Source organism: Pantoea sp. SO10, assembly GCF_005281435.1.
In the GTDB taxonomy this organism is placed as follows: domain Bacteria; phylum Pseudomonadota; class Gammaproteobacteria; order Enterobacterales; family Enterobacteriaceae; genus Pantoea; species Pantoea leporis.
On sequence record NZ_CP040095.1, the window covers coordinates 3,297,694 to 3,309,895 of the forward strand.

Consider the following 12,202-nt stretch of genomic DNA (forward strand, 5'->3'; position numbering starts at 1 on the left):
GATCTTCAGGTTAGCCAGAAAACGGAAAATCCCCTGTAAAACAGGGGACTATTTCAAGGGGAAATCATCACTACGCGCATTATCGGTTGAATGCCCGCGCGAATTCCATACGCGAACCGTAAGGGTTTCGTTAAGGTGATTAAGATTTCCAGCCGCCGCCTAACGCCTTGTACAGGGTGATTTTCTGGCTCAATTGGCCGAGATGCGCACTGATCAGCGACTGCTGCGCACTGTAAAGCGACCGCTGGGCCACTAACACATTGAGATAATTGTCGACGCCTTGCTTGAAGCGCAATGTGGAGTAATCGTAGTCGCGCTGATTGGCGCCAACCTCCTGTTGCAGCGCCGTCAGCTGATCCTGCCAGGTATCCTGACCGGCCAGCGCATCGTTCACCTCTTTAAACGCGGTCTGGATCGCCTTCTCATAGTCAGCAATATCAATGCGTTTCTCGATATGCGCGATATTCAGGTTGGCCTGGTTTTTACCACCGTCAAAAATCGGCAGGTTAATCGATGGCATGAATGACCATGCGCCGGTGCCGCCGCCCAGCAGGCTGCCAAGCGAGCTGCTGGTGGAGCCGCCGGACGCGGTCAGCGTGATGCTCGGGAAGAAGGCGGCACGCGCCGCGCCGATATTGGCATTGGCCGCCTTCAGCGTGTGCTCCGCCGCCATGATATCCGGGCGACGCGTCAGCAGATCCGACGGTAAGCCAGCAGGCGTGGCCGGGAACTGCCAGTTGGCGTCCAGCGTGGCGTGTGACAGCAGCGTGGCGGGCAGATCGGTGCCGACCAGCAAGCGCAGCGCATCCACATCCTGCCGCACCTGACGCGTGTAACTCGCCACGTCCGCCTGCGCCGCCCGCACCGTGCTTTCGGCCTGCGCCAGATCCTGATCGCTGCTGGCACCGCCGTCGTAGCTGAGCTTGGTCAGGCGATACGATTCCTGCTGGCTTTGCGCGGTGTGTTGCGCCAGATGCAGCAGATCGTTATCCGAACTCAGCGTCAGCCACGCCGTCGCCACTTCCGCGATCAGCGAGATGCGCGTGGCGCGTTCGGTGGCGGCGCTCGACAGATAGGTTTCCTGCGCCTGATCGCTCAGGCTTTGCAGGCGACCGAAGAAATCCAGCTCCCACGAGGTGACGCTCAAGCCGCTGTTCAGCTCGTGATAGGTCACCGCGCCGCTGGTTTTGGTGTTGTAGAGATTGGCCGGTTCATGCGCCGAAGTCTGGCTGGCCGTGGCGTTGATCGACGGCATCAGCGCCGCGCGCTGCACCGTGACGCCCTGCTGCGCCTCTTGCACGTTCAGCGCCGCCACGCGCAGGTCGCGGTTGTTATCGAGCGACAGCTGGATCAGGTTGCGCAGCGTGGCATCGGTGAAGAAGTTCTGCCACGGTAAATCGGCGACGTTGCCAACCGGCGTCGCCTGATCGTATTTGGCGTCCACCGGCAGCGCCGGGCGCTGATAGTGCGGTGCCAGCGTACAACCGGCCAATGCCAGCGCGAGCGGCAATAGTGCCAGACGGAAGTTATTCATGTTCATTTTTAACCCCCTCTGCGGATGTTTGTTTCTTACGCGCAAAGAACTGCGAAACCACCACGTAGAACATCGGCACAAAGAAGATGGCGAGGAAAGTCGCGGTGATCATACCGCCCGCCACCGCCGTACCAATCGAGTGCTGACTGCCGGCGCCCGCGCCGTTGGATATGGTCAGCGGCAGCACGCCGAGAATAAACGCCATTGAGGTCATGATAATCGGACGGATACGCAGCCGCGCCGCTTCTACCGCCGCTTCCACCAGCGTTTTGCCCTCGCGCTCATGCAGCTCTTTGGCGAACTCCACGATCAGGATGGCATTTTTCGCCGCCAGCCCCACGGTGGTCAGCAGGCCGACCTGGAAGAACACATCGTTCTGCAGGCCACGCAGCAGCACCGCGCTGATGGTGCCAAGGATGCCGAGCGGCACCACCATGATCACCGAGAACGGAATCGACCAGCTCTCGTACAGCGCTGCCAGACACAGGAACACCACCAGAATCGAGATCAGATACAACTGCGTGGTTTGGCTGCCGGAGGCCTGCTCCTCATACGAAATACCGTACCACTGCACGCGGAAACCGTGCGGCAGCTGCTTCGCCAGCTGCTCCACCGCTTTCATCGCTTCACCGGTACTTTGGCCCGGCGCGGGCGATCCGAGGATCTCCTCAGCGGTTAAGCCGTTAAAGCGTTCAAAGTGCGGCGAGCCGTACACCCATTTGCCCGAGGCGAAGGCGGAGAATGGCACCATGGTGCCGCTGCTGTTGCGGAAGTACCATTTGTCGAGATCCGACGGTGTGGCGCGCGAGTCCGCTTTACCCATCAGATAGACCTCTTTCACGCGGCCGTTATACATGAACTGATCGATGTAGCTGGAGCCCCACGCCACCGACAAAGTGTTGTTGATGTCGGTCATGCTCAGGCCGAGCGCGCTGGCCTTCTCATCATTGATCTCCAGCTGATACTGCGGCTCATCTTCCAGCCCGTTAAGACGTACCTGCGCCAGATGTGGATCGTTGTTCGCCAGCGTAATCAGCTGATGCGCGGCATCCATCATCTGCTGATGGCTGTGCGCGCCGGTATCCTGCAAATAGAGATCGAAACCGGTGGCGTTACCCAGCTCCATCACCGCTGGTGGCACCATGGCGAAGATTTTGGCGTTCTGATAGTTGGCGAAGTGCGCCATCACGCGGTTCGCCAAATCCTGCACGCTTTGCCCGCTGTGCGTACGGTCGCCCCAATCTTTCAGGCGCACAAAAGCCATGGCGTTGCTCTGGCCGCGACCGGCAAAGTTAAAGCCCGCCACGCCAAAGGTGGTGGTCACCACCGACGCTTCGTTCTGCTGCAGATAAGCGTTGAGATCGTTGATCACCTGCTGGGTGCGCTGCGATGACGAGTTCACCGGCAGCGTGATCTGCACCATCATCAAGCCCTGATCTTCACCCGGCAGGAAGGTGGTTGGTACGCGGGTGAACAAAAAGCCCGTCACGCCGACGATCACCAGATAGATCACCAGGAACAGGCCGCGACGGGAAATCACTTTGCTGACGCCATTGGTGTAGTGCATTGCCCCGCTGTCGAACTTGCGGTTAAACCAACCGGCGAATCCGGTGGTTTTGTGCTCCGCCGCCGCCGGTTTCAGCAAGGTGGCGCACAGCGCAGGCGTGAAGATCAGCGCCATGATCACCGACAGCGCCATCGCCGAGACGATGGTGACCGAGAACTGGCGGTAAATCACGCCGGTCGATCCTGAAAAGAACGCCATCGGCAGCAGCACCGCCGACAGTACCAGCGCAATACCAAACAGCGCGCCCTGAATCTGCTGCATCGATTTAATGGTGGCGGCTTTCGGGTCGAGTTGCTCTTCGTGCATTACGCGCTCAACGTTCTCCACCACCACAATGGCGTCATCCACCAGTAGCCCGATGGCCAGCACCATGCCGAACATGGTGAGGGTGTTAATGCTGTAACCAAACGCCGAAAGAATGCCAAAAGTGCCCAGCAGCACCACCGGCACCACCAGCGTGGTGATCAGCGTGGCGCGCAGGTTTTGCAGGAAGATCAGCATCACGAAGAACACCAGCACCACCGCTTCGATCAGCGTTTTCACCACCTCTTCAATTGAGGCGCTGACCACCGGCGAGGTGTCGTACGGATACTGAATCTCGACGTTATCCGGCAGCGAATCTTTCAGGTCGGCGATGGTTTGGCGCACCGCCTTGGCGGTATCCAGTTCATTGGCACCGGTTGCCAGACGCAACGCGATACCGGCGGCCGGTTTGCCGTTCATGGTGGCATCGATGCCGTAGCTTTGCGGCCCGAGCGCGACGCTGGCCACATCTTTCAGCCGCACCTGCGAGCCGTCGCTGTTCACCTTCAGCAGCACATTCTCAAACTGCTGCACGGTGGTGAAACGGGTTTTGCCGAGGATCGTCGCCTGGGTTTTTGCGCTCTGAATGGTCGGCAAACCGCCCAGTGAACCGGACGACACCTGCACGTTCTGGTTATCAATCGCCGTGGTGACATCACTCGGCATCAGGTTGTATTTGTACAATTTGGCCGGATCGAGCCAGATGCGCATCGCGTATTCGGATCCCAGCACCATGAAGTCGCCGACGCCCGGCGTACGCGAGATCGGATCTTCCAGTTTCGACACCAGCATGTCGGCCAGATCGCCGTTAGTCAGCTTGCCGTCTTTGGCGATCAGCCCGATAACCATCATAAAGTTTTTCTGGTACTTACGGATGCGGATACCTTGCTGAGTGACATCGGTGGGCAGCTGCGACTCCGCTAGCGACACGCGATCCTGCACCTGAACCTGGGCGATATCGGGATTGATGCCCTGATTAAAGGTGGCGATGATCTGCGCGCTGCCGTCCGAGGCGCTGCTCGACTCCAGATAGCGCAAACCATCCAGACCGTTCAGCTGCTGCTCAATGACCTGCACCACGGTGTTTTGCGTGGTTTCGGCGCTGGCACCCGGATAGGTCACCGAGATAGAGACCGCTGGCGCGGAGATATTGGGATATTGATTGACCGGCAAACTGATGGCGGCAATCGCGCCGACCAGCATCACGATAATGGCGATAACCCAGGCGAAGATTGGACGTTCTATAAAAAACTTCGACATGCCGCCCCCTTATTGCGCCGCTGCGTCAGTCATCGAAAGACTCACCGCATTGGCGGATGGCGTGTCGTTGGTGTTGGCGGCGGTGGTGGTCACTTTCACCCCGCTGCGCACGCTTTGCAGGTTGTTCACCACCACGTTTTCCCCTTGCTGCAAGCCCGAGGTCACCAGCCATTCTCCTTTAATCATCTCGCCGGTGTGGATACTGCGCTGCTCGATGGTGTTGTCGCTTTTCACCACAAAGACATACGGCTGACCTTTGGTGTCATGCATGATCGACTCTTGCGGCAGCAAAATGCCTTGCTGCTGAATGCCCTGCGGGAAGCTGGCATGCACGTACATGCCAGGCAGCAGTTCGTTATTCGGGTTCGGGAATACCGCGCGCAGCACCACGGTGCCGGTGGCGGTATCGACGTTCACTTCCGAGAACGCCAGCTTGCCCTGCTCGGCGTACTGGCTGTTATCTTCCAGCGACAAGCCCACGGCGGCGGTGTTGTCGGCCACTTTGGCGATTTTGCCGTCGGCCAGCGCGCGGCGCAGGTGCAGCAGATCGGTGGAGGATTCGCTGACATCGACGTAGATCGGATCAAGCTGAGTGATGGTGGCGAGATAATCGGTTTGCCCGTTGGTGACCAGCGCACCGGCGGTGTACAGCGAGCGGCTAATGTGGCCGGAAATCGGTGCTTTCACCAGCGTGTAGTCGAGATTCACTTTGGCGGTTTCCACGTCGGCCTGCGCTTCACGCGCGGCGGCGACCGCATCGTCGTAGGTTTGCTGGCTGATGGCGTGCGCGTTGGCCAGCGGCTGATAGCGCTTCACCACCATCGCATCGTTCTGCCAGGTCGCCATGGCTTTGTCGTAGGCGGCTTTATAGGTGGCCGGATCGATTTGATACAGCGGCTGGCCGGCTTTCACTTCACCGCCCTCAGTGAACAGGATTTTTTCAATCACGCCGCTCACCTGCGGACGCACCTGCGCGGTTCTCACCGCCGTGGTGCGGCCAGGCAATTGGCTAACCAGCGTAACGGGTTGCGCTTTCAGGTTGACCACGCCCACTTGCGGGGTGGCGGATGCGGCGGGCTTTGCTCCGCCCTGGTCACAGGCTGCCAGTAAAAACACCACGCTGGCAGAAAGAAGTTTCAGGCGCATAGTTGTTCTCTAAAAGATAGGAAGGGAATAGTCACGAAGGTAATGACTCAAAAAGCCATTGTAGGGAGGCGGGTTAAGCGGGGTTGTTAAGGTTGCGTAAAATATATTTTCCAAAGGAAAATGGTAAACCTTTCGTGCCATAAAGGGTTGGGATTTTTAGCGTTTTGCGGGTTTTCAGCCCCGAAATCGATTATCGAAAATTTCGTAGCGGCGCAATTTATTGCGCAAGATAACAGCGGGAAAAAGGTCAAAGGAGCGCAATGAATTGCGCCGCTACGGTTATGTGCACGCAATAACAACCGATTCAACCTTTGGGTTCGATGCCGCGGCGGCGCAGCTCGCGGCGCGCCAGCTCTTTTAACCAGCACGACAGTGTAACGTTGTCGTCGTCGGTCACACTGCGCAGCTGCTCGTGCAGCTCCGGGTGAATACGTAACTGAAACGCCGAAGAGCGGCCCTCGCCTTTTGGCGTGCGGTCTTTGGTTTTTGGCATCGCGGGTTGGCCTCAACGAATCGCAATAAAAAATCGCCCCCTAAAGCGCTACCAACACCGTAAGGGGCTAGCGAACCGCCATGGAATGCGACATCGCGGTGCGTTACCTACAGGTTACACAACCCGATATTTTTATGTTGCCGGGGAAGCGTTAAGACTCAGACAAGAGGTGTGAGCGAGTTCGCACGGCAGTAAATTACAAGCAAAAAAAACCCACGCATCTGCGTGGGTCGGTGTAATAACAGGGTACTGCCAAAGCAGCTTGTTTCACACCCATCAATACCTCTGGGATCTCCATACTCGCACCGATGAGTCGGTGAAAGACAGGTGCAAAAAGCAACGGTGTTTGGGGAAGTGAAACGAGGTGTGAATATTCTCCACACCTCACTTACACTTTTGATTTAACTAAGATTTGTCTGAAGAAGGTTTACTGTAGATCGCATCGGGTGCCACGTTCATGTGCTTGAGTACCGGGCCCATGATGTTGCCGAAGATCGGTGCTGCCACCGAGCCACCAAAGTGATCGCCCGCGGTGGGATGGTTGATCATTACCACCAGCGCCACTTCCGGATGGCTGGCGGGCGCGATGCCGGCGGTGTAGTTGATATAACCGCCATCGTACTTACCGCTGGTGCCCATCTTCTCTGCGGTACCGGTTTTGGTCGCCAGACGATAACCCGGCACCGCCGCTCTCACCCCGGTGCCGCCCGGCAGTACGTCGCTCTCCAGCATATGCACCACGGTTTGCACCACCTGCGGATTCGCCACCTGTTTGCCTAACACCGGCGGCGTCACTTTGGTGATCGACAGTGGACGATAAACGCCGTACGAACCAAGCGTGGCGTATTCACGCGCAATCTGCAGCGGCGTGACGCGCAGGCCGTAGCCAAAGGCAAAGGTGGCGCGTTCGATATCGGCCCAGCGCTCGCGGTGCAGCGGGAAGTACCCCACGCTCTCACCGGTCAATCCCAGCCCGGTAGGTTTACCCAGGCCAAATGCCTGATAGGTATTAACCAGCGCTTCAGCGGGCATCGCCAGCGCAATGTGCGAGACGCCGATGTCACTCGATTTCTGCAAAATGCCGGTCATGGTGAGGCGCGGCCAGTGACCAACGTCGCGAATTAAGTGGCCGTTGACGCTGTACGGCGTGGTATCGATCACCGAATCGGCGCGCACCAGATGGCGTTCCAGCCCTTCCATCACCACCAGCGGTTTCACCGTGGAGCCGGGTTCGTAGCTGTCGTTGATCGCCGAGTTACGCATCTGCGCCGGCGTGGCATTTTCATAGTTGTTCGGGTTGAACGACGGATAAGAGGCCATCGCCAGAATTTCGCCGGTATCGATTTTCACCAATACCGCCGCACCCGAATCCGCTTTGTTAAGCAGCACGCCGTCGCGCAGTTTGCTGTAGAGCGTGAATTGGTCGAACTTGTCGATACTGAGCTGCACGGTTGGCGGCTGCTGTGGCGGCTGGTAATCGATCATCGCAATGATGTTGCCTTCACCATCCTGACGATAAACTTCTTTGCCCGGATCGCCCTGCAGCACATGGTCGAAGCCCTTCTCGATGCCGTTCAGGCCGTTGCTGTCGGCCCCCACGATACCAATCAGCGGCGCAGCCGCTTCACTCATCGGATAGAAGCGGCTGTCGTTATACACCGAGCTGATGCCTTTCAGTTTCAGTTCGGCGATATCTTTGGCGATGCCGAGTTCGATTTTGCGGCCCAGATAGAGGAAGCGTTTTTTCGGGTTGGCGGTGATGGCCGCGCGCAGATCTTCCGGACGCTGATTGAGCGCGGCCGCCAGATAAGCCCATTTGGCGCTGGTGAAATCGGGATTCGCCTCCAGCACGCGCATTGGATCGGCGATGATGTCACGCGCCGGAACGCTCAGCGCTAATGCCTGGCCGTCGCGATCCAGCAAGGTGCCACGGTTAGTTGGCAACGTTACGGTACGCAGCGAGCGCTGATCGGCTTCGTGCTCCAGCATCGGATGCTTGATCAGCTGCAGGTCACCAACGCAAATCAGCAACAGCACCAAACAGCAGAAAACGCCAAGGCAGATCAGGCGAAAACGAAACGGGTTAAAGGGCGCTTTTATCTGGTCTTTTCCCAGAAATTTTTTTATTTGAGGCATGGCAATCCGCTGCTGTAAGTGAATCTGAAGCTTATTGCTTGCAGTTATAAAGAAACGTAAAGCGAGTTGACAGGAAAACTGTGTTTCGATTCGTTAAGCAAAAAAAAACCTGCGCATCTGCGCAGGTCGGTGTAATCAAGAAAACTTTTTGATGTTCACCCATCAATACCTCTGGGACCCTGACTGTAGCAAGGTGGCACGCTGGGAAACCATCGCCTAAACGCAACAGTTACCGGCAAAATGTAACCAGCGATGAGATTATTCGTTGCCCATTCACATCAGATGTTTTTTGATTTCCACCAGGCAACTCATGGCGTTAGGACCCTGCGTTAACGACGAGGTGCCGATATCCAATGTCAGGACATTCGGGTTGCCGGCGCGATCCCACGGTTGCCAGGCGCGGCCAAAGCCAGGATCGAACCAGGCGCCGGTGGCGATGATCACCACGCCCGGCGTTACCCCGTCGGTCAGGCGCACACCGGCCAGCATGCGCCCGCGCGCGTTGCTCACCTCAATCTCATCGCCATCCTGAATATCACGCGTTGCCGCATCCTGCGGATGCATATACAGCGTCTCATGTCCGGCGGTTTTGTTGGCTTGCACCGTGGCGGTGGCATCCATCTGGCTGTGCAGTCGATCGGATGGCTGAATCGAGATCATATGCAGCGGGAACTGCGCGCTGAGCGGCGCGCCCAGCCACTCCTGCGGCTCGCGCCACTCGGGATGTCCGGCGAAATCCTCCAGCTGGTAATCGGCGATAGTCTGGCTGAACAGCTCAATCTTACCGCTGGCGGTTTGAATCGGATGTGTTTCTGGGTTGGCGCGGAAATCATCCATAAACACGAACGGCTTGCCGCCTTCGGGGATCTCGACAAAGCCGCGCTCCCAGAATTCACCGAACTCCGGGAACGGAATATCGCGCCGCGCATGCGCTACCGCGCACTGCTGATACAGATGCTCAATCCACTGCATCTCATTGCGCCCTTCAGTGAACACATCACGATAGCCGAGGCGATCGGCGATATCAGCGAAGATGTCGAAATCATTGCGCGCCTGATGCTGCGGCTTGATCGCCTGATGCATCGCCAGCACGAAGCGATCGCGCGACGATCCGCCGATGTCGTTACGCTCCAGCGTGGTGGTGGCGGGCAACACGATATCCGCCATCTGCGCCGCCGGCGTCCAGACGATATCCTGCACAATCACAGTATCCGGGCGCTGCCAGCCTTCCACCAGACGATTGAGCTGCTGATGATGATGGAACGGATTGCCGCCCGCCCAGTGCACCAAATGGATATCCGGATAGTGCTGGGTTTCACCCTGGAATGCGTACGGCTGGCCGGGATTGAGCAGCATGTCGCTGATGCGCGCCACCGGAATCGACAAATTGCCCGGATTCGGGCCGGTGCTCATCATGGGTGCCGGGCCATCCTGACGCGGATTGCCGACGCTGTTCATCGAGCCATGACCAAAGGAGAAACCGCCGCCCGGCAAGCCCGGCTGACCGAGCATTGACGACAGCGCAATCATCATCCAGTACGGCTGCTCGCCGCGATGGGCGCGCTGTACCGAATAGGAGCAGGTAATAAAGCTGCGTTTGCCGATCAGCTGCTGCGCCAGCAAAGCAATGCGCGCCGCCGGAATGCCGGTAATGCTGCTGGCCCACTCAGGCGTTTTGGCGATGCCATCGCTTTCACCGAGCAGATAGCCGCGCAGCTGCGGCCAGCCGGTGCAGTGGCTGGCGAGGAAGCTTTCATCCAGCGCGTTACGCCTGGTGATTTCAAAACCCAGCGCCAGCATCAGCGCCACGTCGGTGTTCGGGCGAATCGGAATCCACTCGGCATTCACAAACGCTGGGCAGTCATCGCGCATTGGGCTGATGTTAATGATTGGCGTGCCTTTGGCACTGAGCTGCTCCAGCGCCGGTTTCAGGCTGTGCTGCCCTGCGCCGCCGGACGCCACCTGCGCGTTTTTCAGCGCCAGGCCGCCGAAGGCGATAAAGATGTCGGCGTGCTGCACCACTTCCGGCCAGTCGGTGACGCGGCCGGTGAGCGGCATGTAGGTGCCAATCACGTACGGCAGGAAAAACTGCGCCGCGCCCCAGCTGTAGTTACCTTGCTGGTCGACGCCGCCGCCGCCCTGAAAATAGAAGCGACGAATCAGCGTGCGCGCGTGGTTGACGCGTCCCGCCGATGACCAGCCGTAAGAGCCGTTGAAAATGCCCGCTGCGCCGTAGCGATCGCGCACGCGGCGATTCTCTTCCGCCACCAAACCCAGCGCGGTATCCCAATCTACCGCCACGAAGTCTTCCCGACCTCGCAAAGTGCGATCGCTGTTCTCGCGCGACTTCAACCATGAACGGCGCACCATCGGCTGGCGAATACGCTTATCCGAATAGACCAGTTCAGGAATGGTGTTGAGCATCGGCGAAGGATCGGCATCGGCGAAGAAGGGTTCACAGCCAATCAGGCGATCGTTTTCGGTGACGGCAGTGAATGCACCCCAGTGCGCCAGGTGTGGCACGCGAGTTTTCATGGTTTTTGGGTCCGGCAGGCAGGTGTGATTGTGTCTGGCAGCATAACATGAGCCTGTAACCGAGCTAAAGCGCGGCTGTGAGCGCCTGATTTTCCGTGCTTTTGCGACAGCGCTGGCATTCTGCCGGGTTGCTACAGGGTGGGTTTTCCGTAACACTGGTGGCATGTGTAAACGTTTTCCCGGATGTCGATAATCGCATGGCTACCATTAAGGATGTTGCCCGAATGGCTGGGGTGTCGGTTGCGACCGTCTCCCGCGTCATCAATAATTCGCCCAAAGCCAGCGAGAGTTCTCGCCTCGCCGTTACGGCGGCAATGGAGCAGTTGCAGTATCACCCGAACGCCAACGCACGCGCCCTGGCGCAGCAATCCACCGAAACTCTGGGTTTAGTGGTGGGCGATGTTTCCGACCCGTTTTTTGGCGCGATGGTCAAAGCGGTGGATGAAGTTGCGGGCCAGACCGGCAACTTTTTGCTGATTGGTAACGGTTACCACAATGAGCAAAAAGAGCGTCAGGCGATTGAGCAACTGATGCGCCATCGCTGCGCCGCCTTAGTGGTACACGCTAAGAAAATCCCCGACGACGATTTAGAGATGCTGATGAAGCAAGTGCCGGGCATGGTGCTGCTGAATCGCCTGCTGAAAGGCTTTGAACATCGCTGCATCGCGCTGGATGACCGCTACGGCGCCTGGCTGGCAACGCGCCATCTGATTCAGCAAGGCCATACGCAAATCGCCTTTATTTGCTCCACTCACACCATTTCCGATGCCGAAGATCGTCTGCAAGGCTATTACGACGCGCTGAAAGAGCACGGTTTGCCGTGTAACGACCGTTTGGTGGCGTGGGGCGAACCAGACGAGGTGGGCGGCGAGCAGGCGATGACCGAATTGATGGGACGCGGCAAGCAGTTCACCGCGGTGGCCTGCTACAACGATTCGATGGCCGCCGGTGCGCTGGCGGTGCTGAGTGATAACGGCATTCGCGTGCCGGAAGAGATGTCGCTGATTGGCTTCGATGATGTGCTGGTGTCGCGCTATGTGCGTCCGCGTTTGACGACGGTGCGTTATCCGATAGTCACGATGGCGCAACAGGCGGCGCAACTGGCGCTGGCGTTAGCCAATGGCAGCGAGATGCCGGAAGTGACCAATATGTTTAGCCCCACGCTGGTAAGACGGCATTCGGTGAGTGGGCCGGGTTGAATTGGGTTTATGCGTGATTTCCCCTCACC

General features: G+C 58.2%; 7 protein-coding genes. 1 reads left to right on the forward strand and 6 read right to left on the reverse strand.

Going from position 1 to position 12,202, the window contains the following annotated elements:
- Positions 1-139: 139 nt before the first annotated feature.
- The 6 genes from FCN45_RS15260 to FCN45_RS15285 form a co-directional block, all read right to left on the reverse strand.
- Positions 140-1,540 (reverse strand): efflux transporter outer membrane subunit, encoded by a 1,401-nt coding sequence (locus FCN45_RS15260; RefSeq protein WP_137386376.1) that lies wholly within the window; start codon positions 1,538-1,540, stop codon positions 140-142.
- Positions 1,527-4,664, reverse strand: coding sequence for an efflux RND transporter permease subunit (locus FCN45_RS15265; protein WP_137386377.1), 3,138 nt, complete (start codon positions 4,662-4,664; stop codon positions 1,527-1,529). The genes FCN45_RS15260 and FCN45_RS15265 overlap by 14 nt, the downstream gene beginning before the upstream one ends.
- 9 nt (positions 4,665-4,673) lie before the next feature.
- Positions 4,674-5,810, reverse strand: a complete 1,137-nt coding sequence (locus FCN45_RS15270; RefSeq protein ID WP_137386378.1) for an efflux RND transporter periplasmic adaptor subunit — start codon at positions 5,808-5,810, stop codon at positions 4,674-4,676.
- A gap of 304 nt (positions 5,811-6,114) precedes the next feature.
- Entirely contained in the window at positions 6,115-6,303 is a 189-nt protein-coding gene (locus FCN45_RS15275) for a hypothetical protein (protein WP_061719884.1), read from the reverse strand.
- Between the two features lie 405 nt (positions 6,304-6,708).
- The gene (locus FCN45_RS15280) at positions 6,709-8,439 is read right to left on the reverse strand and encodes a penicillin-binding transpeptidase domain-containing protein (protein WP_101761978.1); all 1,731 of its coding nucleotides are present in this window, start codon (positions 8,437-8,439) and stop codon (positions 6,709-6,711) included.
- 273 nt (positions 8,440-8,712) lie between these two features.
- Positions 8,713-10,974, reverse strand: a complete 2,262-nt coding sequence (locus FCN45_RS15285) for a molybdopterin-dependent oxidoreductase (protein ID WP_137386379.1) — start codon at positions 10,972-10,974, stop codon at positions 8,713-8,715.
- A gap of 197 nt (positions 10,975-11,171) precedes the next feature.
- Between FCN45_RS15285 and galR the strand changes: the two genes are divergently transcribed.
- Positions 11,172-12,173, forward strand: a complete 1,002-nt coding sequence (gene galR, locus FCN45_RS15290; RefSeq protein WP_036649453.1) for an HTH-type transcriptional regulator GalR — start codon at positions 11,172-11,174, stop codon at positions 12,171-12,173.
- Positions 12,174-12,202: the final 29 nt, after the last annotated feature.

Coding starts and splice junctions, on each gene's coding strand:
- FCN45_RS15265 (WP_137386377.1), bottom strand. CDS start 4,664: ATGTCGAAGTTTTTTATAGAACGTCCAATCTTCGCCTGGGTTATCGCC.
- FCN45_RS15275 (WP_061719884.1), bottom strand. CDS start 6,303: ATGCCAAAAACCAAAGACCGCACGCCAAAAGGCGAGGGCCGCTCTTCG.
- FCN45_RS15280 (WP_101761978.1), bottom strand. CDS start 8,439: ATGCCTCAAATAAAAAAATTTCTGGGAAAAGACCAGATAAAAGCGCCC.
- FCN45_RS15285 (WP_137386379.1), bottom strand. CDS start 10,974: ATGAAAACTCGCGTGCCACACCTGGCGCACTGGGGTGCATTCACTGCC.
- galR (WP_036649453.1), top strand. CDS start 11,172: ATGGCTACCATTAAGGATGTTGCCCGAATGGCTGGGGTGTCGGTTGCG.
- FCN45_RS15270 (WP_137386378.1), bottom strand. CDS start 5,810: ATGCGCCTGAAACTTCTTTCTGCCAGCGTGGTGTTTTTACTGGCAGCC.
- FCN45_RS15260 (WP_137386376.1), bottom strand. CDS start 1,540: ATGAACATGAATAACTTCCGTCTGGCACTATTGCCGCTCGCGCTGGCA.